Here is a 23,467-nt window from a genome sequence, read left to right on the forward strand (position 1 = left end):
CTGCGCGTCGCGTTTAGGGAGGACTGCATGACAAGCGAAATCACCGGCATCACGCGGGCCAACGAGGGCATCCAGGGCATTTCCTGGAACATTCTCGGCCAGACCTATGTGCCGAAGAGCAATACCGAGCACAGCTTCTCCTGGCACGCCACCTTGCCGCCGGGCACGTTCGTGCCGCCGCATATCCATCCGGACCAGGATGAGTATCTCTACATGCTAGAGGGCAAGCTCGACTTCGTGCTCGGCAATTCCGAGGCGCAAGCGACCCCGGGCGATCTGATCCGCCTCGGCATGGGCGTGCCGCACGGCATCTTTAACAAGTCGGACCAGACCGCAAAGGTGCTGTTCTGGGTGTCGCCGACCAAGAAACTGTTCGACCTGTTCTGGGGCCTTCACAACATGAAGGAACAGAAGCCGGAGGACGTCGTGGCGATGGCCGCCGAGTTCAACATCCACTTCCTGCCGCCGCCTCCCGGCGGCTAGCAGCAGATATCAGGCCCGCACTGCCGCGAGGCCCGGCACGGCGGCGAAGCCGGCCTTGGTGGCGTAACCGCGCACGATCGCCTCGCGCTGGGAGTAGCTCAGCACGTTATCGACATTGTCGAAGCCGTCGGGCGCAAGCTGCTCGACGGCGTCGATGACGCCCTCAGGGCCGCCGCGCCGATTGGAGCGAACGATGTCCGCGGTCATCGGCAGGCGTTTCTTCTCGTATTCCATCAGCGCCTGGCGCGGGTGCTCGGCACGCACCAACGCATCGGCAAGGCAACGCGCATCGAGGATTGCCTGCGAGGCACCGTTCGAGCCGACCGGATACATGGGATGCGCGGCGTCGCCGAGCAGCGTAACCCGCCCGGACGACCAATAAGGCAACGGATCGCGGTCGCAGGTCGGATATTCGTAGAATTCGGGCGTCGCCGAGATAAGGCTCTTCACGTCGATGTACGGCACCGAGAAGCGCGCCACATGCGGCATCAGTTCCTCGCGCCGGCCCGGCCGCGACCAGTCCTCTTTCCGCGGCGGCGGCGCATTGCCCTCACCTACTTTCACCAGCACTGCCCAATTGGTCAGTCGGCTCGCGGGGCTCGATCCTTCCGCGATCGGATAGATCACCACCTTGGCGTTGAGGCCACCCGCCACGATCATCGATTTGCCGGTCAGGAACAGCGGCCAGTCGCGTGCACCGCGCCACAGCATCAGGCCGTTCCAGCACGGCGGCCCTTCGTTGGGGAACAGCGTGTCGCGCACGCGCGAATGGATGCCGTCAGCACCGATCAGAATATCGCCGCGCGCGGTGTGGATGTGTGCGCCGGCACGATCGAAGAAATAAGCGGTAACGCCGCCCTCATCCTGCGTGAACGCGCCGAGCCGGCAGCCGGTGTGGATCGCTCCCTGCCCGAGCCGCTCCTCGACGGCACGATGGATGACGCCCTGGAGGCGGCCGCGGTGGATCGAGAATTGCGGCACATCATGCCCCGCGTCAACGCCGCGGGCTTCGCGCCAGACCTCCTGGCCGTGGCGGTTGAGGTAGTAGAGCTGGTCGGTGCGGATCGCGACGTCGTCGAGATTTTGAAGCAGGCCGAGGCTGGCAAGCTCGCGCATCGCATGGGGCAGCGTGTTGATGCCGACGCCAAGCTCGCGGATGGTGTCCGATTGCTCGAAAATTTCACAACCGATGCCACGGGCCCGCAGCATCAATGCCGTAGTGAGACCACCGATGCCGCCACCGACGATAATCGCCTTCATCGCCCTCAACTCCACTCAAAACACGCCAGGCAATGGGTTAACGTCGCACGGGCGGTCACTCCGCCGCAAGCGGCTTTGTGGCCTCCGCCTTGAGCTCCGCCCGGGTCCTGGGCTTAGCCTTAATTCTCAGCTCTTCCAGATCCTGCCTGTCGCGTACGCTGTTGCGGAAAATCTGGTCCTTGCCGGGCAGATATTGCGGCGGACAGAACGCCCCGTCGGCGCCGTACCACGCCGCCGCCTTCATGGTGAAGAAAGGATCGACCAGATGCGGCCGCCCGAGCGCAACGAGATCCGCCCGGCCGGCGGCCAGAATGGTGTTGGCCTGATCCGCCGTCGTGATGTTGCCGACGCACATGGTGGCGACGCGTGCCTCGTTGCGGACCTGGTCGGAGAACGGGGTCTGGAACATGCGCCCGTAGATCGGCTGTGCATCCCGTACGGTCTGGCCGGTCGAGACATCGACGAGATCGACGCCGGCCTCGGCAAACGCGCGCGCGATCGCAACGGCATCGTCGCCGGTGATGCCGCCGTCCGCCCAATCGGTTGCGGAAATGCGGACGGACATCGGCTTGTGTGACGGCCATACCGCCCGCAACGCCTCGAATATTTCGAGAGGAAAGCGCAGGCGGTTGGCGAGCGAGCCACCGTACTCATCCGTGCGGGTGTTGGTCAGCGGCGAGATGAAGCTCGCAAGCAGATAGCCGTGGGCGCAATGCAATTCGAGCATGTCGAAGCCGCAGCGCTCACCACGCTCCGCCGCCGCGACAAAAGACTCTCTCACCGCGTTCATGCCGCCACGGTCGAGCTCGCGCGGCACCTGGCTGTCGGGAAAATAAGGCAGCGGCGACGCCGAGACCACCTCCCAGCCACCCTCGTCCAAGGGACGATCGATGCCATCCCACATCAGCTTGGTCGCCCCCTTGCGGCCCGCATGCCCCAGTTGCAGGCAAATCTTCGAAGCGGAGTTGGCGTGAACGAACTCCACGATACGCCGCCACGCGGTCTCCTGCTCGTCGTTCCACAGTCCAGCGCAACCGGGCGTGATCCGGGCATCGCGGCTGACGCAGGTCATTTCCGTAAAGATCAGACCAGCGCCACCGATCGCGCGCGAGCCGTAATGCACCAGATGGAAGTCCGTCGGCACGCCCTCCTTCGCCGAATACATGCACATGGGCGACACCACGGCACGATTGGCGATCTCCATCTCGCGCAGACGGAACGGCTGGAACATCGGCACCATCGGCTCTTCGGTGTCGACGTCGAAGCCGTTGCTGTGAACCTGCCTGGCAAACGACTTCTCGACCTCGGCCACGAAGTCGGGAGCGCGAAGTTTCAGATTATCATAGGTGATCGCCTTCGAGCGGGTCATCACGCCAAAGGCGAACTGCACGGGATCGAACTCCCAGAAGCGGTCGACATGCTCGAACCAGACCAGCGAGACATCGGCGGCATGCTGCGTCTTCTCGACCTCTTCACGGCGGCCGTGCTCGTAGATTTCCAACGCGGCCCGGATATCGGGCGCCTTCGCCATCGCTTCAGCCAGCGCAATCGCGTCTTCCATCGCGAGCTTGGTGCCGGATCCGATCGAAAAATGCGCGCTTGCCTTGGCGTCGCCGAGCAACACCATGTTGTCCTTGACCCAGCGCTTGCTGCGGATCATCGGGAAATTACGCCACATCGAGCGGTTGGTGAGCAGCTTATGCCCGTCGAGGAACCAGCCGAAGATGTCGGCCATGCGCGCGGCGGACTGAGTCTCGTTGAGCCCCGTCAGCCCCGCGCGCTCGAACGTCTCCGGATCAGTCTCGAAAATCCAGGTCGAGTGCCCGGCCTCGTACTGATAGGCGTGGGCGATGAACGGGCCCCACTCCGTCTCCTGGAAGATGAAAGTGAAGGCATCGAGCGGCCTGGTCGAACCCATCCAGGCGAACTTGTTGGAGCGGAGATCGATCTCGGGTTGGAAATGATCGACATATTTTTCGCGAAAGCGGCTGTTGATGCCATCGGCGATCAGAACGAGATCCGCATCGACGAAGCGGAATTCGTCCTCGATATCCACATCGAAATGCAAGGTGACGCCGAGCTCACGCGCGCGCTCCTGCAGGATCAGGAGCAGCTTCTGCCGCGAGCAGCCACAAAAGCCGTTGCCGCCGACCCGATGGACGGTGCCGCGGAAATGCACGGCGATGTCGTCCCAGTAGGCGAACTCCTGGGTAATGCGCTGGTAACTCGGAAGATCGTGTTTCTCGAAATTGTCGAGCGTCGCGTCGGAGAACACGACGCCGAAACCGAACGTGTCGTCGGCACGGTTGCGCTCATACACGGCGATATCAGCGCTGGGGCGCTGCTTCTTAAGCAGAATCGCTGCGTAGAGACCCGCAGGTCCACCACCGATAATCGCGACTTTCATGGGAGCCTCGCCAATTGACCCGGCGGAAATTATTTTAACCCTAAAATAATTTCGCGCAAGTCCCCGCCGCTAGCTGGGCTGCGAGCAAAGCCCGCTGACCTAGTCGCCCCTGAAGACCGGCTTGACCTTGTTGGCGAAGGCTTCGAAGGCGCGCTCGAAATCGGCCGTCGTCATGCACAGCGCTTGGGCAACGGCTTCCGCCTCGATCGCCTCTTCCACCGACATCGCCCATTCCATGGCCAGCATGCGCTTGGTCATGGTGTTGCCGAAGGTCGGGCCGTCCGCGACCTGTTTGGCCAGCAGTTGCGACTGCGGCAGCACCTGCTCAGGCGTGACGATGCGGCTGAAGAAGCCCCAGCGTTCGCCCTCCTCTGCGGTCATGAACCGGCCGGTGTAGAGCAGTTCGGAAGCACGGGACTGTCCGATGATCCGCGGCAGGATCGCGCAGGCGCCCATGTCGCAGCCGCCAAGACCAACCTTGTTGAACAGGAACGCCACCTTGGCGCCGCTCGCCGCGAGGCGCATGTCCGAAGCCATGGCGATGATCGCACCGGCGCCAGCGCAAATGCCCTCGACCGCGGCCACGATCGGCTGCGGGCAGGCCCGCATCGCCTTGACGAGGTCGCCGGTCATCCGCGTGAAAGCAGTCAGCCCCTTGGTATCCATCTTCACGAGCGGGCCGATGATCTCGAACACATCGCCGCCGGACGAGAAATTGCCGCCGGCACCGGTGATGACGACAGTCTTGACCGCGTCGTCGAACGCACAGGCGCGGAAGAAGTCCGTCAGCTCCCGGTAGCTCTCGAAAGTCAGCGGATTCTTGCGCTCGGGACGGTTGAGCGTCACGGTGGCAACACCTTCGACCACGGCGAGCAGGAAGTGCTGCGGCAAATAGTCCGCCAGCGGCAAGGTCACGGGATTGGCTGGTCTGCTCATGCGATCTCCTTAAGCTTCCTTGTTCGGCGCCTGTGCCGTATGCGCTAGATTTCACCACCGGCCACGGCAATTGTCTGCCCGGTGATCGCGCTGGCGCCAGCGCCGCACAACCAAAGAACTGCGTCTGCCACCTCCTGAGGCGCGATCAGCCGTCCTTGCGGATTGTGCTTGGCCAGTTCGGCGATGGCCTGCTCGCGGGTCCGTCCCGTCTTCCTCATGATATTTTCGATGCTGCCAGCGACAAGATCGGTATCAGTAAATCCCGGACACACCGCATTCACGGTCACATTGCTCCCCGCCATCTCGAGAGCTAACGAGCGTACAAGACCGACCACGGCATGTTTTGCGGCACTGTACGCACTGACATAGGCATAGCCCTTCAGGCCCGCTGTCGACGCGACCGCGACGATGCGGCCATAAGGACGGTCCTTCATCCCCGGCAGCACAGCGTGTACGGCATGGACCACGCCCATGAAATTGACATCCATCATGCGCGCAAACAGCGCACTATCCGATTTTGAGAACGGCGCGGATTCGGCGCTGCCCGCGTTAGCGACCAGAATGTCGATCGGCTTTCGTGCATGCGCCTCGGCAATGGCAGCCTTTACAGCGGCTTCGTTCGACACATCGGCGACGGCCGCAAAGTGAGCGGCGCCTGTGTTGACCGCCTCTTCGAGGGGGTGGGATTCCGTCCAAGCACCGTGACGGTGGCACCGGCTCCGACGAGAGAGGCCGCGATCGCGCGGCCGATGCCGCGGCCGCCACCGGTTACCAGTGCGTGCGGCGAATGCGGCAATCCGGACATGCACTGACTCCCTGACGAAGCTGCGGGTTTATGCTTCGATATATTTTAAACTTCAAGCTTTTGCAACGAAGCGTCCTCTGATCCACCGTAAAGGGACATCCCGCCGAAGACCGGCCTGAAAATTGCTTTAAGTATAAAATTATCTCTTCCCATCGTCCGCAGGCCTGTTAGCATCGCCCGGCCGAGCAAAAGGATGTCGCGTGTCGCAGCCTGTGCCAATGATAACAAAGGACGGACGCTTCGCATATGAAGCTGCGGGCGAGCCGGACGCGACACCTCTGATCTTCCTGCATGGCATCGGCGGCGCGGCACGGGCATGGCGGCAGCAGCTTGCCACATTCGGCAACCGCTTTCGCGCAATCGCATGGGACATGCCGGGCTATGGCGGATCTGCGCCGCTCGCCAACGTCAGCATCGCCGCCCTGTCAGATGCCCTTCAGCAATTCATCCAGCAAATCGGCGCGGCGAAGCCTATTCTGGTGGGACATTCGATCGGCGGTATGATCGTTCAGAAGTGGCTCGTGCAATCGCCGGGACTTGCACGGGCGGTCGTGCTGGCGCAGACCAGCCCGGCCTTCGGCAAAGCCGACGGCGACTGGCAGAAATCGTTCATCGCCGCACGGCTCGGGCCGCTCGATCGCGGGGAGACGATGAAGTCGCTGGCCCCTTCCCTGGTGAAGGAACTCGTCGGTGACGATCCCGATCCGAGGGGATGGAGCTTGCGCGCGAGTGCATGGCGGCCGTGCCGGAGGCGAGCTATCGCGCCATGATGCTCGCCTTGATCGGATTCGATCAGCGCAGCACGCTCAAGGACATTTCCGCGCCGACGCTGCTTCTGTCCGGCTCAAAGGACAACAATGCGCCTGCGCCGATGATGGCTAAGACGGCGACCTACATTCCTTCGGCTGAATATGTCGAGCTCGCTGGCGTCGGCCATCTTGCCAACCTCGAACGTCCCGATGCCTTTGACGAGGCTCTCGGCCGGTTCCTGAACTCCATCGCGACCAAAGCGTAAGGTGACTGCGCAATGACCATGCAAGTCAGCAAGACCATCAGTACAACCGACACGGTCGCGCTGGATGCGCCGATCTTCGATCCCGTTGCATTTCGCCTGAGCGACGAGCAGGCCGGGATCATCACGCGCGCACGGGAGATCGGTCAGAGCGTGTTCGCCGGTCGCGCAGCCACCTACGATCGCGAGGCGATCTTCCCGAGCGAAAACTATCGCGACCTGCACCGCGTCGGCCTGCTCGGCATTGCAGTTCCCAAGAAACATGGCGGCCTTGGCTCGGACTACCAGACTTACGCGTTAGCGGCCGCCGAGATCGGCCGGTATTGCGGCGCGACCGCGCTCACCTGGAACATGCATGTCTGTTCGACACTGTGGTCGGGCCCGCTTGCCGATGATCTCGACATGGACGCTGAGACCCGCGCCGAGCACGAGCGGCGGCGGGCCATCCACTACAAGCGCATCGTCGAGGACGGCGCGATCTATTCGCAGCCCTTTTCAGAGGGCGGCGCTGCCGCCGCGGGTGGCGTTGCCTTCGGCACGGAAGCAAAGCCGGTCGCGGGCGGCTGGATCGTCAACGGGAAGAAGATCTTTGCATCGCTCTCCGGCCATGCCGACTATTACGGCGTGCTCTGCACCGAGATCGAGGAAGGCGAGAAGGCCTCGCGCCGCAACACGCTCTACCTCGCCATCTCCGCGAAATCGCAAGGAGTCTCTGTCGTTGGGGACTGGGATCCGCTCGGCATGCGCGGAACGGTCTCGCGGACGCTTCTGTTCAAGGACGTGTTTGTGCCGGAGGATTCTGCGCTGATGCCGCGCGGCGTCTATTTCCAGGCCGCAATGCGCTGGCCGCACATGTTCCTGACGCTGTCGCCGACCTATATGGGCCTTGCGCAAGCCGCCTACGATTTCACCGTGCGCTATCTGCGTGGCGAGGTGCCGGGCATGCCGGCGGTCAAGCGCCGGATGTATCCGACCAAGCAGATTGCAGTCGCACAGATGCAGATCAAGCTCGAGCAGATCAAGGCGATCTGGTTTCAGGCCGTTACCGAAGCCTGCGCCAATCCGAGCAAGGAGCAGGTGCTGCGTGCCTATGCCGCGCAATATTCAGTGATGGAAGGCGCCAACGAGCTCGCGGCACTCGCGATCCGCACTTGCGGCGGCCAAGCCATGCTCAGGTCGCTGCCGCTGGAGCGCATCTATCGCGACAGCCGTTGCGGCTCGCTGATGCTGCCCTGGACGGCCGAGCTCTGCCTCGACCGGATCGGCCGCGAGGCGTTGTATGAGGCCGGCGAAACGGACGACTGACGGTGGACCTCTGTAGTCTGATCGATCGCAACGCGGCCTTCGCGCCAGATAAGACGGCCATTTCCTTCGAGGGGCAACGGCTGAGCTACGCCGAATTCGCAGCACGCATCGGGCGGACTGCAACGGCCTTGAAGGAGGAGCTCGGTGTCGGCCGAGGCGACCGCGTTGCGATCCTGAGTTTGAACCGGCCGGACTATCTGGTTCTACTCTACGCATGCGCGCGACTCGGCGCGATGCTGGTGCCACTGAACTGGCGGCTCGCCGTCGCCGAGCAGCTCTTCATTCTCACCGATGCTGGCGCCAAGGTGCTCGTGCTCGAGCAGGCATTCGAGGGCGTTCTTCCCGGGCTTGCGCCGGGAACAGCTGCCATCGGGTTCGATTTCACCCCACCTCATGGCACGACATTCGAAGCTTTGCTGGCTCGCAGCGAAGGTAGCGGCCGCAACCCGCATACCGATCTCTCCTGCCCGCTGTTGATCGTGTACACATCCGGAACGACCGGGCGGCCGAAGGGCGCGGTGCTGCGCCAGGAAGCGTTGTTCTGGAACGGCGTCATGAGCCAGCACATGCACAACATGACGTCTGACGATCATGTGCTGACCGTACTGCCGTTCTTTCACGTCGGCGGCCTCAATATCCAGACCACCCCGGCGCTTCAGTTGGGCGCGACTGTGACGATCCACGCTCGGTTCACACCGGACACCGCGCTCGCAACCATCGCGCGCGAACGACCGACGCTGACGGTTATGGTGCCGGCGATCATCCAGGCCGTGAGCGAGCATCCGGCCTGGGCTGCCGCCGATCTTTCATCGCTAAAGGCCATGGCCACGGGCTCAACTATCGTACCGCCGCATCTGATCGATCGTATCGTTTCGCGCGGAGTGCCGGTGCTCCAGGTCTACGGTTCGACGGAAACCTGCCCCATCGCTGTCTACACACGACTTGGTGGCGATCTCTCACGTGTAGGGTCGACGGGCCTCGCCGGTCTGTGCTGCGAAGCAAAGGTCATCGACCAGGCCGGGACTGAAGTGCCCGCAGGCACACCGGGCGAGATCGCGGTGCGGGGCCCCAACGTGTTCTTCGAATATTGGGGCAATGCGGACGCCACGCGCGACGCGCTGCACGACGGCTGGTACCGTACCGGCGATATCGGCATGAGCGACGCAGATGGCTATTTCTGGGTTCGCGACCGCAAGAAGAACATGATCATTTCCGGCGGCGAAAACGTCTATCCTGCCGAGGTCGAACGCGTCCTGCTCGAACATCCCGATGTCAGCGAGTGCGCCGTGATCGGCAGGCCGGACCCGCGTTGGGACGAGGTGCCGATCGCCTACGTGATCCGGCGCTCTGGGTGCAAGCTCGAGGCAGACGAGTTGAGGGGACATCTTCAGATACAGCTCGCCCGTTACAAGGTTCCGCGCGACATCGTCTTCGTCACCGACCTGCCGCGTACCGCGCTCGGCAAGGTCCAGCATTTTCTGCTGAAGCAGCTTGATGCGCAGGCGCGCGCGCAAGGAGAGTCATCTTGAAGATTGCGGTTCTGGGTGGGGGAAACGGCTCTTTCGCGGCCGCAGGCGATTTCGCGCTGTCCGGGCATGAGGTCCGGCTCTGGCGCCGCGATGCAGAGGCGATCGCAGCGCACCGCGCCGCCGGATCGCGCATCCTGGTGAAAGACCACAATGGCCGTCACGACGTAAAACTGGCGCTGGTGACGACAGATATCGCCGACGCCGTCAGCGGCGCCGAGCTGATCCTGTGCCCCGCCCCCGCTTTCGCACAACGGGACATTGCCCGGCTCCTTGCCCCGCATCTGCGGGACGGACAGGTCGTTTTTGTGCCGCCTGCCACATTCGGCTCGATGATCTTCGCACAAGCTGCACGGGATGGCGGCAATCCCGCCAAGGCAAGCTTCGCGGAGACGGGCACATTGCCTTGGCTGACCCGCAAGCACGGGCCATTCGAAGTCGCGATCACCATCCGGGCCAAGCGACTCCCGGTCGGCGTCTTCCCGCTCGACCAGGCGCCGCGCGCGCTAGAGGTGATTGGACGCGCATTCCCTGATGTGATCGAACCGTGTGGAGACGCCCTGTCCGGCGCACTGATGAATGCAGGCCCGATCATTCATCCGCCACTGATCGTGATGAACGCGGGGCCGATCGAGCATTTCGAGCAATGGGACATTCACAAGGAAGGAACCCAGGCCGCGATCCGGCGGGTTACCGACGCGCTCGACGCTGAGCGGATCGCGGTACGCGAGGCGCTTGGATACGGCGCGCCGCATTTTCCGCTCGCTCACCACTACGCCAGGGAGGGCGAGATCTGGATGTATGGCCGCGGCTCGCATGATCGGTTGACCGATTCCGGCGACTGGCGTGAACGCATCGTACTGACCGAGCACCGCTATATGCGCGAGGACCTGCGACTGGGTCTTTCGCTGCTGGTTTCCATCGCTAGCCTGGCAGGTGTGTCGACGCCGCTGGCAAAGGCGTTTCTGGCCATTGGAGGCGCGGTCTGCGGGGAGGATTTTGCGCAAGGCGGGCGAACCCTTGAGACGCTGGGACTTGGCAATCTCGGCAGGGCCGAATTGCAGGCGCTTCTTCGCAGGGGGTTCTAACTGATGACCACTCGCGCCAATATCGCCTGTCTCGGGGCGGGCCGCATGGGACGCGGCATCGCTGTCGCGTTCGCCTACGCGGGCCACCGGGTCACCATGATCGACGTCAAGGCTCGCTCCCCCGCAGACTTCGTCAAGCTGGAGACGGACGCACTCGGCGAAGTCAGGAAGACCTTTGCCAGCCTATCGAAGCTTGGGCTGCTCGCCGAGGCTGATGTCGAGCCGCTCATCGCGCGGGTCTCGGTGGCGCCTTCCGGTCAAAGCAGTGCAGTGCTGTCCGAGACCGGAATGGTCTTCGAGGGCGTTCCCGAGGTCGTCGAGCTGAAGCGCGAGGTGCTGGGCGCTGCTTCAAGGCAGGTCGGACCGGACACGATCATCGCATCGACGACATCGACAATTCTGGTCGACGACCTCTCAGACGCGATCGAAAACCCACGCCGCTTCCTCAACGTGCATTGGCTCAATCCGGCCTATCTGATTCCGCTGGTCGAGGTTTCCCCGGGCAAAGCGACCGATCCCGCTATCATCGACGAGGTTAAAGCGCTGCTCGAAGGCATTGGCAAGGTGCCGGTGGTCTGCGCTGCAACGCCCGGCTTCATCGTCCCACGCATCCAGGCGCTTGCAATGAACGAAGCCGCACGCATGGTCGAGGAAGGGGTCGCCAGCGCAGAAGAAATCGACAAGGCGATTCGCTACGGATTTGGCTTCCGCTACGCCGTGCTGGGCCTACTCGAATTCATCGACTGGGGCGGGGGCGACATCCTGTATTATGCCAGCCGCTATCTCGAAGGCGCGCTCGGCAGCGACCGCTATCGCGCGCCGGACGTCATTTCGCGAAACATGCAGGAGGGCCGGATCGGTCTGCGGACGGGCGCAGGATTCCTCGATTATTCCGGGCTCGATGTCGATGCCTATCGGGCAAAGCGGCTTCAGGCCATGGTCGACCTGCTCCGTCACTTCGATCTGGCTCGCCCGCCCGTTCTCGATCGCAGCTAACCGAAGACGTCCTGAAGCACGCCGTCGCGAACGACCGCGACACCGTCGAGCTCGATGGTCGTTCCCATCATTGGCAAGTCGAAATGGCCGGCCGTATAGCGGCCGGCGAATTCATTCGCGCCGGTCGAGAACAGGAAGTTGCCGGAGACGGCACGGATCTCCGTGCCGTTGGTGTCGCGCTGATCGTACATCGACAGCGCCTCGTAGCGCGCCCCCGGGTTCATACCAAAGCCGACATGAGATACCGCATAGGCCTCACGATCGCCCCAGGCGGCGAGGTAGGCGCGCATCATCGCGGCATCCGTCCCGTCACCTTCCAACTCGACCACGTAGTCATCCTTCAACGTCATCTTCACTGGCGAGGTCAGATAGCGTTTGAAGGTCAGGTTGATGTCGCCGGGCGCCATGACCAGCGTGCCGTTAATCGTTCCGCTCTTGGGGAAACTGACGACGATGCCGCCAGGCCAGTGTGCCAACGTGCCGGGCTTGTCGGTCCAGCCCCACACTCCGACTGTTGACGCACCGACCATATCGACATCAAGCGCGGTTCCGGCCTTCGAGCTGACTCGCATGCGTTTGGTCCCACGCAACATCTTCGCCGCCGCCCGTACACGCCTTTCCAGCGCGGAATCCGGTACCATCCGCTCCAGCGCCTCGGGATGTTCGTTGGAGATCACCAGTATCCGCGCGCCAGCCTTGAGGATTTCAGGCGTCTCCACCGCATGCATCAGCCCTTCGATGGTGCAATCCACCACGAAGCCGGCCTGTTGAAGCGCGGTGATGACCGGGCCGAGCCGCTGGATCGCCTCGCTTGCTCCTGTCGAGCGAACCGGAACAACATTCCGGTTACGCGGTGTCGGCATCACCACGTGAAACGGCCGCGCGCCCATCCGCAGCAGAGCGAGCTCTGCTAGATGCACATTCAGCGCGCGCGATTGGGTTTCCGAGAGGATTGCGGCAGTATCGCCGGCCTTGACGGCACAACGCTCAAAGATCTCGCAAAATGCGTCGATCCATTTCGCTTCGATGCGATCCGCCAGCATGCCTCACTCCCGGTGTTCTGGTTTCTTGTCAGTCAAATCACGCCTCGGGGAAGCCCCGCAAGAGGTACGATCGCAGGACGCCCAACAGGCCGTTCAGGATTAACCCCAAGAGCGAGATCGTAATCAGCGGCACGAACATGTCGACGGCCTGAAAGGTTCGGGCCGCTGTCACCAGCGCATGGCCCAGCCCGTCTGTCGATGTGATCATCTCGGCCAGAAACACCACGATGCAGGAAATGACAAGGCCGATCCGGCAGCCGGTCAGGATAGACGGCATCGCCGCCGGCAGCACCACCTTGAACAGAATTTCCAGGCGCGGCGTTCCAGCTGCCATAGCCGACCAGATCAGCTTTTGCTCGACAGTTGACGCCCCGTAATAAGTGGACAACAGGATGGGAAAGAGGGCATCGGCAGCCACCAATGTGATCTTCGAGCCGTGTCCAAAGCCGAGCAGCAGCAGTAACGCCGGGTAGAGCGCGACCTTGGGCAGTGGCGCGAGAACACGCACGATCGGGCGGACCACTGCATTGATCGCGGGATTGGCAGCAGCCGCAATGCCGATGCTGACGCCGAGCACGACAGCGATCGCGAAGCCAGCAAACAGACGGATCAGGGTCGCCGCGATCTCCTGCTGAAACGTCCAGGTCACAAGTTGCTGAAGCAGTCTGCTGAAGACGAATCCCGGCGGCGGCAGCAAGACCGCAGGTGCGAAGCCGAAAGACACGAGGCCCTGCCACAGCGCGATCACCAGAACGATCGGCGCGATTCCGAGAAAGATACTTGATGGGAGAATGCGTGATGTCATGAGAAGCTCAACGGCATGTCGAACTGAGGCTCAGACCAGCGTACAAGGCTTGCGCGGACCCGCTCGAAGATCGCATCGAGGCAGATTCCCATCGCCCCCACGATGATGATCATTGCGAACACGGTGTCGTATTGACCCATGTCGAGCGCGTTGAACAGGATGTTGCCTGCGCCGGACTGGCGGGCGATCATCTCGCTGGTGATCATCGTGATCAGCGCCAGCACGAGGCCTGTGCGGCATCCTGTCAGGATCTCCGGTAGCGCGGCAGGCAGCACGATCCGGACCAGACGTTGCAGCGATGAGAGTCCCATCGCAGCGCCTGACCACACCATCTTCTCTTCGACCGCCCTGGCACCTTCAAAGCTGTGATAGATCACCGGAAGACTGACACCGAGGAATATCACCAGCGTCTTCGTGATGTCACCGACCCCCAGCCAAAGCATGATGATCGGCATCAGGGCTGCCTTCGGAACCGGGTAGATCACCATCAGAAGCGGGTTGAAGAACGCAGCCACTGCCCGGCTACGGCCCATCAACAAGCCGAGCGGAATCGAGACGAGCACGGCTACACCGAATCCCATTGCCATACGACGGAGCGAGGCCAGGATGTTGATCAAGGCCTCCTTGTCGCCAAGGATGTCCGGAATCGCCCGTATCGCCTCAAGCGCCGTCGGAAAGCTGTCGTTCTTCAGCGCGAGCGACGCGACTTGCCACACCGCCAACAGGCCGATGCAGGCAAACACGGGAGCGGCCCGTTTGGCCAAAGCGGCCGGCGATGTCATAATGGCGATCCAGTCACGTCGACCTCGTCGAACATGCGTTCGATGTCGACGATATATTTCTGGTAGCGCGAATCCAGCAACAGCTCATTGCGGCGGCGCGGCCGCGGCAGATCGATGTCGATGACCTGCCGGATGCGGCCGGGAGATTTTGACATCATCACGACCTTGTCGGACAGGAACACTGCTTCGTCGACGGAGTGGGTGACAAACAACACCGTCTTGCGGTCACGCTCCCAGATGTTCAGAAGATCGTTCTGCAGGCGGGTCCGGGTGTGCGCGTCGAGCGCGCCGAACGGCTCGTCCATCAACAGGACTTCGGGATGGTAGGCAAGCGTCCGGGCAAGCGCGACGCGCTGCTTCATCCCGCCTGACAGCTCTTTGGGATAGAAATTCTCGTAACCTTTGAGGCCAACCATTTCTAGCAGGGCTCGGCTCTGCGATTCCGCCTCCGTGGCCCGCACACCCTGCTGGCGCGGACCATACATCACATTCCCCAACACGGTCTTCCACGGAAACAGTGCGAACTCCTGGAACACTGGCCCGCGATCCGGACCCGGCCCCGTGATCGTTCGTCCCTTCATCTTCGCCACGCCGCTAGTCGGGCTAACGAAGCCGCCGACGATGTAAAGAAGTGTCGACTTGCCGCAACCGGAAGGCCCAAGAATGGAGACGAAAGCGCCCTCTTCGATCGTCAGCGTGATGTCCGACAGCGCCAAATGATCCTTGCGCGCCGAGGTCTGAAAAACCTGCGAAACGCGGTCGATCTCGATGATCTTAGAAGCCGGCATTTGTGACGTCACCGGCTTCACCCATTCGCTCGATCTCGAAGGCATTACCTTCATCCCGCCTCTCACTTCGCTCGCCTGCAACTACCGCGTTGTTGAACTGCTGAATGTCCTCCTTCAGCGGCTTGAGCTTAGCAAGAAACCTGCCAGACGATCGGTCGTTTTCGCAGGAGTGCGGCGCGTCATTCGAACCATGGCCATTCCGCCGGGCCTTCGTGTGTGACGGCTCCGCCGGGCGCCTGGCCAACAAGCCGCGCATATTTCGCGAGTGCGCCGGCGCGGTGCCGTGGCGGCCGTGGCTTCCAATCGCGTCGACGCGCCGAGAGTTCCAACTCATCGACCAGCATGTCCATTCGCCGGTTTGCGGCATCGATCCGGATGCTGTCGCCGTCGCGGACGAGCGCCAGCGGACCGCCAACAAACGCTTCGGGAGACACATAGCCGATACACATGCCGCGGGTCGCGCCGGAAAATCGGCCATCGGTGATCAACGCTACTTTTTCACCCATGCCCTGCCCGTAGATAAGCGCGGTGACGCCGAGCATCTCGCGCATGCCGGGGCCTCCGACGGGGCCTTCATTGCGGATGACGAGAACCTCGCCGGCCCTATAATTGCGATCACGAACCGCTTTGACACACGCTTCCTCATCCTCGAAGACGCGCGCAACGCCCTCGAAGAACTGGCTCTTCAAACCTGCGACCTTGATCACGGCACCGTCCGGACAAAGGTTGCCCTTCAGGACCGCTACGCCGCCATCAGGCATGATCGGCGCACGGGAGGCGTAAACGACCTCGCCATCGGGCGCGTTGGCCGAACCATATTCCTCGGCAAGCGTGCGGCCCGTGATGGTGATGCAATTGCCATCGATATGACCACTCTGGATCAGCTCGCGGATCACCACCGCAGCGCCGCCGATGTCGTAGACGTCCTTCGCCGTGTACTTGCCCCCAGGTCGCAGATTTCCGATCAGCGGCGTCCTGGTAAAAACCTCGCCGACGTCGTCGATCGTGAACGCAATACCGGCCTCGTTCGCGATCGCCGGGAGATGCAGCGCAGCGTTGGTCGAACCGCCCGTCGCGGCAACGATCGCCGCGCCATTCTCCAGAGCTTTCCGCGTCACGATGTCGCGAGGCAGCGGACCGCCGCGCTTCAGCATCTCCATCACCAGTCTGCCGGCGCGGCGCGAAATCTGGGCGCGCTCGGCGTAAACACCGGGCACCATCGAGACATTGGGAATGGTGAGGCCCATCGCCTCAGACACCATGCCCATCGTATTTGCGGTGAATTGCCCGGCGCAAGCACCTATGGTCGGCAGGCAGGCCCGCTCGATCCGCTCGAGCGTAGCGCTGTCGATCTCACCGGTCATGAAGCTGCCGACGGCCTCGTAGGAATCGAGCACCGTCAGGGTCCGGCCGTCCACGCGCCCCGGCAGCGAGCTGCCACCGTAGATGAAAATGGACGGCACGTTACAACGAACCATGCCCATCATCACACCGGGCAGCGTCTTGTCGCATCCACCGTACCCGATCAGAGCGTCATAAGCCAGACCATGGACGACAGCCTCGATCGAGTCGGCGATCAGCTCGCGCGAAAACAGGGAAAACTTCATCCCCTCGTGATTCATGCTGATGCCATCGGAAACCGACACGGTCGAGAATTCGCGCGGCGTGCCGCCCGCCTCCTCGATTCCCGTCTTGGCCGCTGCCACCTGGAAATCGTGGGTCATATTGCAGGGCGTCTGCTCGCCCTTCATGCTGACGACGCCCACCATCGGCTTCGCAATCGCTGCGTCGTCAAGCCCCATCGCGCGCATGAAAGCGCGATGCGGTGCCCGGTCGAGGCCGTCTGTCGTTATCCGTGATCGCAACTTCTTCATACGTGCATCTTCCGCATGCAACGTCCCGGATCAACCGGGACGCCGCAATCTCCCTGCTCGGATAACTGTGTCCGGCTGCCTACTCCAGCGGCGCGACGATCGTCGGATGCTTGAACTGCGCGACGTCTAGCTTCGGCAGCATTCCCGTCTCTGCGTAGATGTCCAGCATCTTCTGGATCGCGGGAAAGTTCGGCGCCGCGCCTGGATCGCGACCGAAATCATTGTCCTTGAGCAGGTAAGTCTCGAGAACCGGAATGGGCGCCTTCAGAACTTCATTGACGACCTTCAAGGTCTCTTCACGGTTGGCCAGCGCCTTCTTCATGCCTGACGTGATGTCGCGGACGTAAGCCTTCACCAGATCCGGATTTTTGTCGACGAAATCGGCGCGGCAGGCCTCCAGGATGTGCACGATGTTCGGCATGGCCTGCGACAGCGAGAACAGCTTCCTTGTGCCGCCTTTTGCCTCCGCGCGCGCGGCAAACGGCTGGTTCATGTTGACCGCATCGACACGGCCCTGGCGCAGCGCATCTTCGGAGACGGCAAAACCGACCTCGACCAGCTTGATATCTTTGGCCGGATCGACGCCATTCTGCTTGAGAAGCAGGTTAAACGGACCTTGCGTGCCGCCGCCGATCACGGAAATGCCGACCGTCTTGCCCTTGAGATCGGCAATCGCCTTGATCGGCGAGTCATTCATCACAGCCCAGTAGACGGAAAAGCCGCCCGGCTTCTCGAAGACGTGCTGCGCCACGATATAGGCTTTGAGATTACCGCCAACCACGCCATTGGCGAGCGAAAGCGGCGCCTGCGTCGCGCAATCGAGAGCACCGGCTGCCAAAGCCTGCGTCATCGGTGCCGTGCCCTGAAACTGGGTCCATTCGATGTTGTAGGCCTTACCGATATTGGGAAATTCAGCCGGGCGGCGCATCATCCAGTACTTGGACTCCTCAGCCGGAATCGTCCAGCCGACGCGGATCGTCTGCTGCGCCCAAGACAGGCTTGAGGCCACGCTCACGGCCGCTGCCGCCCCCAAAGCCAGAATCCACTTCGAAACGGTTCGCATCGTGCCCACTCCGCTGCTCCGGCGCCAAACCGGCGCCACCCAACCCGGCCGGCTCAAATTGTTTCATGGTTCAAACAATCAGGCAAGCCATGCGAACCGAGCGGTTTCACCGTCCTGTCTGCAATGTATGGTAAAGCGCCGTCGCGCTGCGACAGAAGGAGGCAACCTATGGCTGATGCGAGCAAGGCAAACCCGCCAAGCGTCGAGAGGCTCGGCTATCTCGGCCTTGGGCTGATGGGCGCACCCATGACCCGTCGCCTGCTCAAGGCCGGCTATCAAGTCAGCATATGGAATCGCTCGGAAGGCAAGCTGGCTCCGCTCGTCACGGAGGGCGCCAGGCGCGCCAACACGCCACGCGACGTGCTGGCCAACTCGGACATTGTGTTCATGTGCGTGACGGACGCGGCCGCCGTTGAGGAAGTCATTTTCGGAACCGACGGCCTTGCAGCGGCTCCTGGCGCAGGCAAGCTCGTAGTCGACTTCTCATCGATCCACCCTGACGCCGCGCGCGATCTTGCTGCGCGGCTGAAGGCTGCGAATGGCGCCGGCCTGATCGATGCACCGGTGTCCGGCGGCACCAAGGGCGCCGAAGAAGGCACGCTTGCAATCATGGCAGGCGGAAATGCCGGCGACATCCAGAGGGTGCGGCCGTATGTGCTAGCCATGGCACGCAGGTTCACCCACATGGGTCCGACAGGCGCCGGCCAGACCACAAAGCTCTGCAACCAGGTGATCGTCGGATGCACGATGGCCGTCCTGGCGGAAGCAACACGCCTTGCCGTGAACGCGGGAATTGACGCAAACCGGTTGCCTGAAGCACTCTCGGGCGGCTTCGCCGATTCCATTCCCCTTCAGCTGTTTGTGCCCCGCATGGCTCAAGGCATTCACTCACCGCCACTCGGTCACATCGCCACCATGCTCAAAGACCTCGATACGGTTGCCGACGTTGCGCAGGCGACGTCGACGCCCGTGCCGATGGCATCATTGGCCGGGCAGATCTTCAGGCTGGCCAAGGCTGCGCGGGGAGCCGATGCGGACGCGTTGGAGATCTACAAGCTTTCAGCAGCGGAGCGTTGAGTCATCTGGGGCATACTGAAGCGCGCTTACGGTGACTTGCCGCGCTGGTCGTCGGACAGGAACCGGCCATACGTTCCGCGCGCAAACAGCAACGGCTCCCCGGAGTTGTAGGCATAGGCCTCGACCGCGCCGAGAAAGATCACGTGATCGCCGCCATAATAACGATTGACGGACCGGCACTGAAAATTGGCGACGCTCTCGGCCAGCACCGGAGCATTGCCGAGGCCCGGCCTCCAATCCACCCCAGCGAACTTGTCCTCGGTCGATTTGGCAAACTTGTTCGCGAGCGCCTGCTGCGAATTGCCGAGCACATGGACGGTGAAGTGACTGGCGTTCTGAAACACAGCCAGGCTCGAGGAATAGATTCCGAGGCTCCAGAGCACCAGAGGCGGATTCAAGGAGACCGACGCAAACGAATTGCAGGTGATGCCATAGGGCTTTCCATCGGCGGCCGTGGCAGTGATAATCGTTACGCCCGTTCCGTAAGTTCCAAGCGCGTTGCGAAAATCCCGGGGATCGATCGGTGAGCTGTCACTCGCGAGTTCATTGGCTGGGTCGGGAACGGCCGGCTGCTTCGGCAGATCATTCATCGGCCGGCCTCACAGCGTGAGATTCTCGGACGGCAGGCCCAGAGCCACTCGTCCATAATTGGTTCCGGCCGCATCGAAGTTGAACGCAAGATGCGAGTTGATCGCGTGCGCATCGCGGAATTGCCGCTGCAACACGCCCGTCGTGAACAGGCCGCGCGCCCCGCTCGCGGCAAACAGCATCGAGACCGCATCCGTGCACAGATTCACGGAGAAAGCTCCATCGCGCCGGTATCTGGTCTTGGTCGCCATGTCAGGAATACGACCTCGCTTTGCATCGTCCATGGCGTTGATGCAGGCCGAACGCATGATCAGGCGCGCAGCGTCGATCTTGGCTGAAGCTTCGGCGATCTTGATCTGAGTGCTTTGAAAGTCGCTCAGCTTGGCGCGGTTGTAGGTCGAAATGCGATGACGCGCGACCTCCGCGTAATCGTCGAGGCATGCCTGCGCGTTCCCGAGTGCAACGCCCGACAGGACGTAGGGAAACAACGAAAACACGGGCAGAGTGTACGACGGATTGGGATTGACCCTGCTGCCAGGCGTCGGACCGCCGGCAAGCTCACCGACGGCGACGGTCATATGATCCGGGACGAAAGCGTCCCTGACCTCGACGTCACAGGAACCGGTGCCACGCAGTCCCGTAACATTCCAGGTATCGAGCACCTTGTAGTCGCCTTTCGGCAGCAGGAAGATTCGATACTCGATGCCGTCCGCTTCGTCGTCGGAATAGACGACACTTGCGAGCATGTTCCATTCGCAGGACGCAACGCCTGAGGAGAACGGCCAGCTGCCATGCAGACGGTACCCGCCCTCCATCCTCGTCGCGCGGCCTGCAGGAAAGATGAACGATGAGGCAATCAGCGCGTCCGGATCGCGGCCCCAGACGACATCCTGGGCCTTCTGCTCGAACATTCCGAGCATCCAGTGGTGGCTCGCCAGGTTGGCGAGATTCCAGGCCACCGACGCATCTGCCCGCCCGAGCAGTTCAGCGCAGTCGACAAGGGCGACATAGTCGAGTTCGGAGCCGCCAATGCGTGCCGGCTGAAGCATCCGGAACAGGCCGGCGTCGTGGAGATCTTTCTCGGTTTCCGGTGGAAGATGCCGCAGTTCCTCGGTCCGCACCGCTCGCTCTCGAAGCCGCGGTGCGAGCGCCCCGGCCTTGGCGATCATTGCCGCATAGGCCCGTTCACCGGCTTCCGACCCGGTGTGTTGACCCATGCTCGGCTCCTGACCAGGCACCATCCGTGTCCCTCGCGTTCACACATTTATGCGGCGGGACCTTCGCCAAATCAAGCTGGGCAGTGTCAACAGGACAATTGTCTGGTCTCAAGCTCGTGTCGATGGCTTGCCTGATCCAAAGACGCCTTTTTGGGTGAACTCCAGGATCCGACGCGCGTCGTAGCCGAGCGTATCACGCAAGACATCTTCAGTATGCTCGCCTAACAAGGGGGCGGCAACGGGATCGATCGCGCCGGTCAGGCTCATACTGATCGGCGGCTCGATATTGGGGACCCACTCTGCTGTACGATGCGGAATTCGGCTCAGGCGATGGCGCTCGCGGGCCTCGGGCGCATTGAACCCCTCCTCAACCGTCCGGAGATAGCCGACCGGAATATTGGCCAGCTTCATCTTCGCCATCCAGTTCTCGAGGGTATCGCTGGCGAAGACCTCCGCGATCGCTGCCCGCAGGAGCTCCTTGTTCTCGGAGCGCGCTTTGCGCGTGGCGAACTGCGGACCGTTGATCAGATCTGGCCGGTTCAGCACCTCGACCACCAGCCTGCGAAAAAGCCGGTCGTTCGCACAGGCTATGTAAAGCGGTCCGTCGGAAGCCTCATAGACGCCGACGGAGGGAGACCCGCTCGGCGAATTGCCAAACCGGCCAGGGTTCTCGCCGCTGATCAGATAGGCCATGCCGTAGAAGCCGGTCATCCCCATGGCGATGTCGAACAGGGCGACCTCGACATGCTGACCGCGGCCGAGCCGATCCCGCGCCAAAAGCGCCAGCAGAATGGCATTGCAGGCAGACATCCCGGTAGCCATGTCGACGATGGGCGGGCCGGTACGAACGGCAGGCCCGTCGGCAAATCCGTTGAGCGACATGAAGCCGCTTTCGGCCTGCGTAATCGGATCAAAGCCTGGACGCGAAGCAAACGGTCCGGAGCGCCCGTAGGCCGAGATCGAGCAATAGACCAACCGAGGATTGAGCGGCGCGACAGCCTCATAGTCGAGACCGAATTTCCTCATGACCCCACTGGAAAAATTCTCCACGACCACGTCGGCCTTGCGGATCAGATCCAACGCGATCTCCCGGGCCTCCGGCACAGTCAGGTCGAGCGCAATGCCGCGCTTGTTGCGGTTGAGGCTCAGATAGGCCGCGCTTTCGCCGCCGATTTCGGCGTGCTCATAGGCGCGCGTGTCGTCGCCACCGTCCGGATTCTCTATCTTGATGACGCGCGCACCAAAATCGGCAAGCGTCTGAGTGCAGGCCGGTCCCGCCACGACGCGCGTGAAATCGACGACCAGCAGACCATCCAGCGCGGTAGGCGCGCCCGCCGCCCGCGACGAACGTTCCGGCAATTGAGGCTTGGTGGGCATCGGTAGCGCTCCCTTACATCGGCTTATGGCCGCCGATTTTCCTGCAGGAGCAAACTTAAAGCCCGGTGCCGCCGACTTCGCAAGTGCTTCAGCCACATCGCTTCAATACGCAAAAGGGGCCCGGCAGCCGCTAAGCTGCCGGGCCCCTGAACATTCCGGGCGTACAATAGCCGCCTGCGTCCCCCGCCGACCGCTCTGCGGCGCGACAGTGGCGTTCCGCATTACGGGAAACCATGCGCCAATTGCTCAGCGAAGCCACTTCCGCCAATAGAGCGTATGTGACCAGGCCCAGGGTATTTCGGGTTCGTAGAGCCGATAACCGGCCTGGATGAAGTTATTCGCGGATACCGGATTGTCCGTCGTGTCAGAGACGATGCCATCCCATCCGCTACGCCGCCCCCGCGCCTCGATCGCCCGCATCAGCCTGCGCTGAAGTCCCTGCCCCCAGTGCCGTTGCAAGACCCCGACTCTGCAGAAATATGCGCTGTTTCGAGCATGCGTTGACGGCACAACGCCGGCGAAGGCGACCGCCTCGTCATTGTGATAGGCGAGCCACCACGCCCCGATCTCGAATTGCGGCAACGGAGCCCCATCAAAGAAAGTCAGCCGGTGCAGTTCGCCGAGGACCTCTGCGCTCTCATCATCGTCCGCATCGACAATACGAATTCTATACATTTGAATAGCTCGTCCGCAGGAATAGTCCTGAGCGCGGGCAATCGCGCTCTTTCGCTGCCAGGTTTCACTTCCCCAACACGACCTTGACGCCGAGCCAAACGGCCCCCATCAGACCCGTCGCGATCACCGTAATCACGGCCTTGAAGGTGTAGGTCTGCGCTTGCTCCACGCTCTTTCGCCACCGCCGCAAATGCTGGAAATCGGCCCTCAGCTCCTTCCGGTCGTCGTCTTCGATTCCAAAAGAGGCCAGCACCGAAGCGACTGCTTTCAATACGATCGCATCGACGCTCTCCTGCTGGTGTCGCTGCTGCTCGGCCAGCGTCTCGGCGACGATGGCCCGGATTTCGTTGTCTTGCATAT

20 protein-coding genes and 2 pseudogenes are annotated in these 23,467 nt (G+C 62.3%); 7 read left to right on the top strand and 15 right to left on the bottom strand.

Features of this window, described 5'->3' with window-relative positions; translation table 11 throughout:
* Nucleotides 1–27: 27 nt before the first annotated feature.
* A complete protein-coding gene (locus ACQ86E_RS04045; protein WP_431204301.1) occupies nucleotides 28–483 on the top strand; it encodes a cupin domain-containing protein in 456 nt (151 codons plus the stop codon).
* Nucleotides 484–492: 9 nt separating this feature from the next.
* Here ACQ86E_RS04045 and ACQ86E_RS04050 read toward each other — a convergent pair whose 3' ends face one another.
* The 4 genes and pseudogenes from ACQ86E_RS04050 to ACQ86E_RS04065 form a co-directional block, all read right to left on the bottom strand.
* Nucleotides 493–1,743 (bottom strand): flavin-dependent oxidoreductase, encoded by a 1,251-nt coding sequence (locus tag ACQ86E_RS04050; protein ID WP_431204302.1) that lies wholly within the window; start codon nucleotides 1,741–1,743, stop codon nucleotides 493–495.
* A gap of 55 nt (nucleotides 1,744–1,798) precedes the next feature.
* Nucleotides 1,799–4,150 (bottom strand): bifunctional salicylyl-CoA 5-hydroxylase/oxidoreductase, encoded by a 2,352-nt coding sequence (locus tag ACQ86E_RS04055; protein ID WP_431204303.1) that lies wholly within the window; start codon nucleotides 4,148–4,150, stop codon nucleotides 1,799–1,801.
* A gap of 99 nt (nucleotides 4,151–4,249) precedes the next feature.
* On the bottom strand, nucleotides 4,250–5,086 hold the full coding sequence (locus tag ACQ86E_RS04060; RefSeq protein WP_431204304.1) for an enoyl-CoA hydratase family protein: 837 nt from the start codon (nucleotides 5,084–5,086) through the stop codon (nucleotides 4,250–4,252).
* A 44-nt stretch (nucleotides 5,087–5,130) separates the two neighbouring features.
* Nucleotides 5,131–5,891: pseudogene (locus ACQ86E_RS04065) on the bottom strand (SDR family NAD(P)-dependent oxidoreductase).
* Nucleotides 5,892–6,091: 200 nt separating this feature from the next.
* Between ACQ86E_RS04065 and ACQ86E_RS04070 the strand changes: the two are divergent.
* The 5 genes and pseudogenes from ACQ86E_RS04070 (at nucleotide 6,092) to ACQ86E_RS04090 (ending at nucleotide 11,818) form a co-directional block, all read left to right on the top strand.
* Nucleotides 6,092–6,906, top strand: a pseudogene (locus tag ACQ86E_RS04070) (alpha/beta fold hydrolase).
* A 12-nt stretch (nucleotides 6,907–6,918) separates the two neighbouring features.
* Nucleotides 6,919–8,208 carry an acyl-CoA dehydrogenase family protein gene (locus ACQ86E_RS04075; protein ID WP_431204305.1) on the top strand — a complete coding sequence of 430 codons (1,290 nt, stop codon included), beginning with the start codon at nucleotides 6,919–6,921 and terminating at the stop codon, nucleotides 8,206–8,208.
* Nucleotides 8,209–8,210: 2 nt separating this feature from the next.
* On the top strand, nucleotides 8,211–9,737 hold the full coding sequence (locus tag ACQ86E_RS04080; RefSeq protein ID WP_431204306.1) for a class I adenylate-forming enzyme family protein: 1,527 nt from the start codon (nucleotides 8,211–8,213) through the stop codon (nucleotides 9,735–9,737).
* Nucleotides 9,734–10,822: an NAD/NADP octopine/nopaline dehydrogenase family protein gene (locus tag ACQ86E_RS04085; protein ID WP_431204307.1), complete on the top strand. Its 1,089-nt coding sequence runs from the start codon at nucleotides 9,734–9,736 to the stop codon at nucleotides 10,820–10,822. The genes ACQ86E_RS04080 and ACQ86E_RS04085 overlap by 4 nt, the downstream gene beginning before the upstream one ends.
* 3 nt (nucleotides 10,823–10,825) lie before the next feature.
* Complete coding sequence (locus ACQ86E_RS04090; protein WP_431204308.1) at nucleotides 10,826–11,818, top strand: 3-hydroxybutyryl-CoA dehydrogenase; 993 nt, start codon at nucleotides 10,826–10,828, stop codon at nucleotides 11,816–11,818.
* Here ACQ86E_RS04090 and ACQ86E_RS04095 read toward each other — a convergent pair.
* The 6 genes from ACQ86E_RS04095 to ACQ86E_RS04120 all read right to left on the bottom strand — a co-directional run bounded on the left by ACQ86E_RS04095 (nucleotide 11,815) and on the right by ACQ86E_RS04120 (nucleotide 18,173).
* Nucleotides 11,815–12,861, bottom strand: a complete 1,047-nt coding sequence (locus ACQ86E_RS04095) for a peptidase M29 (RefSeq protein WP_431204309.1) — start codon at nucleotides 12,859–12,861, stop codon at nucleotides 11,815–11,817. The genes ACQ86E_RS04090 and ACQ86E_RS04095 overlap by 4 nt on opposite strands.
* A 37-nt stretch (nucleotides 12,862–12,898) precedes the next feature.
* Entirely contained in the window at nucleotides 12,899–13,666 is a 768-nt protein-coding gene (locus ACQ86E_RS04100; protein ID WP_431204310.1) for an ABC transporter permease, read from the bottom strand.
* Entirely contained in the window at nucleotides 13,663–14,448 is a 786-nt protein-coding gene (locus ACQ86E_RS04105; protein ID WP_431204311.1) for an ABC transporter permease, read from the bottom strand. The genes ACQ86E_RS04100 and ACQ86E_RS04105 overlap by 4 nt, the downstream gene beginning before the upstream one ends.
* On the bottom strand, nucleotides 14,445–15,290 hold the full coding sequence (locus tag ACQ86E_RS04110; RefSeq protein ID WP_431206391.1) for an ABC transporter ATP-binding protein: 846 nt from the start codon (nucleotides 15,288–15,290) through the stop codon (nucleotides 14,445–14,447). Before ACQ86E_RS04110 ends, ACQ86E_RS04105 begins: the two co-directional genes overlap by 4 nt.
* Before the next feature lie 125 nt (nucleotides 15,291–15,415).
* A complete protein-coding gene (gene ilvD / locus ACQ86E_RS04115) occupies nucleotides 15,416–17,110 on the bottom strand; it encodes a dihydroxy-acid dehydratase (protein WP_431204312.1) in 1,695 nt (564 codons plus the stop codon).
* 79 nt (nucleotides 17,111–17,189) lie between these two features.
* Nucleotides 17,190–18,173: an ABC transporter substrate-binding protein gene (locus tag ACQ86E_RS04120; protein ID WP_431204313.1), complete on the bottom strand. Its 984-nt coding sequence runs from the start codon at nucleotides 18,171–18,173 to the stop codon at nucleotides 17,190–17,192.
* 168 nt (nucleotides 18,174–18,341) lie between these two features.
* Here ACQ86E_RS04120 and ACQ86E_RS04125 point away from each other — a divergent pair, with 168 nt between their 5' ends.
* A complete protein-coding gene (locus tag ACQ86E_RS04125; protein WP_431204314.1) occupies nucleotides 18,342–19,250 on the top strand; it encodes an NAD(P)-dependent oxidoreductase in 909 nt (302 codons plus the stop codon).
* A gap of 26 nt (nucleotides 19,251–19,276) precedes the next feature.
* On the opposite strand, the gene ACQ86E_RS04130 is transcribed toward ACQ86E_RS04125, so the two are convergent.
* The 5 genes from ACQ86E_RS04130 to ACQ86E_RS04150 all read right to left on the bottom strand — a co-directional run bounded on the left by ACQ86E_RS04130 (nucleotide 19,277) and on the right by ACQ86E_RS04150 (nucleotide 23,465).
* The gene (locus ACQ86E_RS04130) at nucleotides 19,277–19,840 is read right to left on the bottom strand and encodes a flavin reductase family protein (RefSeq protein WP_431204315.1); all 564 of its coding nucleotides are present in this window, start codon (nucleotides 19,838–19,840) and stop codon (nucleotides 19,277–19,279) included.
* A 9-nt stretch (nucleotides 19,841–19,849) separates the two neighbouring features.
* Nucleotides 19,850–21,055, bottom strand: coding sequence for an acyl-CoA dehydrogenase family protein (locus ACQ86E_RS04135; RefSeq protein WP_431204316.1), 1,206 nt, complete (start codon nucleotides 21,053–21,055; stop codon nucleotides 19,850–19,852).
* 108 nt (nucleotides 21,056–21,163) lie between these two features.
* A complete protein-coding gene (locus ACQ86E_RS04140; RefSeq protein WP_431204317.1) occupies nucleotides 21,164–22,432 on the bottom strand; it encodes a CaiB/BaiF CoA transferase family protein in 1,269 nt (422 codons plus the stop codon).
* A 246-nt stretch (nucleotides 22,433–22,678) separates the two neighbouring features.
* Nucleotides 22,679–23,107 carry a GNAT family N-acetyltransferase gene (locus ACQ86E_RS04145; RefSeq protein WP_431204318.1) on the bottom strand — a complete coding sequence of 143 codons (429 nt, stop codon included), beginning with the start codon at nucleotides 23,105–23,107 and terminating at the stop codon, nucleotides 22,679–22,681.
* 64 nt (nucleotides 23,108–23,171) lie between these two features.
* On the bottom strand, nucleotides 23,172–23,465 hold the full coding sequence (locus ACQ86E_RS04150) for a hypothetical protein (protein WP_431206392.1): 294 nt from the start codon (nucleotides 23,463–23,465) through the stop codon (nucleotides 23,172–23,174).
* Nucleotides 23,466–23,467 lie beyond the last annotated feature (2 nt).

Origin of the sequence: Bradyrhizobium betae (assembly GCF_050632175.1) — a bacterium.
GTDB lineage: Bacteria > Pseudomonadota > Alphaproteobacteria > Rhizobiales > Xanthobacteraceae > Bradyrhizobium > Bradyrhizobium betae_B.

Bases quoted from the DNA above. Each gene is read 5' to 3' on its own strand.
- ACQ86E_RS04045 (WP_431204301.1), top strand. From the start codon at position 28: ATGACAAGCGAAATCACCGGCATCACGCGGGCCAACGAGGGCATCCAG.
- ACQ86E_RS04050 (WP_431204302.1), bottom strand. From the start codon at position 1,743: ATGAAGGCGATTATCGTCGGTGGCGGCATCGGTGGTCTCACTACGGCA.
- ACQ86E_RS04055 (WP_431204303.1), bottom strand. From the start codon at position 4,150: ATGAAAGTCGCGATTATCGGTGGTGGACCTGCGGGTCTCTACGCAGCG.
- ACQ86E_RS04060 (WP_431204304.1), bottom strand. From the start codon at position 5,086: ATGAGCAGACCAGCCAATCCCGTGACCTTGCCGCTGGCGGACTATTTG.
- ACQ86E_RS04075 (WP_431204305.1), top strand. From the start codon at position 6,919: ATGACCATGCAAGTCAGCAAGACCATCAGTACAACCGACACGGTCGCG.
- ACQ86E_RS04090 (WP_431204308.1), top strand. From the start codon at position 10,826: ATGACCACTCGCGCCAATATCGCCTGTCTCGGGGCGGGCCGCATGGGA.
- ACQ86E_RS04095 (WP_431204309.1), bottom strand. From the start codon at position 12,861: ATGCTGGCGGATCGCATCGAAGCGAAATGGATCGACGCATTTTGCGAG.
- ACQ86E_RS04100 (WP_431204310.1), bottom strand. From the start codon at position 13,666: ATGACATCACGCATTCTCCCATCAAGTATCTTTCTCGGAATCGCGCCG.
- ACQ86E_RS04105 (WP_431204311.1), bottom strand. From the start codon at position 14,448: ATGACATCGCCGGCCGCTTTGGCCAAACGGGCCGCTCCCGTGTTTGCC.
- ACQ86E_RS04110 (WP_431206391.1), bottom strand. From the start codon at position 15,290: ATGAAGGTAATGCCTTCGAGATCGAGCGAATGGGTGAAGCCGGTGACG.
- ilvD (WP_431204312.1), bottom strand. From the start codon at position 17,110: ATGAAGAAGTTGCGATCACGGATAACGACAGACGGCCTCGACCGGGCA.
- ACQ86E_RS04120 (WP_431204313.1), bottom strand. From the start codon at position 18,173: ATGCGAACCGTTTCGAAGTGGATTCTGGCTTTGGGGGCGGCAGCGGCC.
- ACQ86E_RS04125 (WP_431204314.1), top strand. From the start codon at position 18,342: ATGGCTGATGCGAGCAAGGCAAACCCGCCAAGCGTCGAGAGGCTCGGC.
- ACQ86E_RS04130 (WP_431204315.1), bottom strand. From the start codon at position 19,840: ATGAATGATCTGCCGAAGCAGCCGGCCGTTCCCGACCCAGCCAATGAA.
- ACQ86E_RS04135 (WP_431204316.1), bottom strand. From the start codon at position 21,055: ATGGGTCAACACACCGGGTCGGAAGCCGGTGAACGGGCCTATGCGGCA.
- ACQ86E_RS04140 (WP_431204317.1), bottom strand. From the start codon at position 22,432: ATGCCCACCAAGCCTCAATTGCCGGAACGTTCGTCGCGGGCGGCGGGC.
- ACQ86E_RS04145 (WP_431204318.1), bottom strand. From the start codon at position 23,107: ATGTATAGAATTCGTATTGTCGATGCGGACGATGATGAGAGCGCAGAG.
- ACQ86E_RS04150 (WP_431206392.1), bottom strand. From the start codon at position 23,465: ATGCAAGACAACGAAATCCGGGCCATCGTCGCCGAGACGCTGGCCGAG.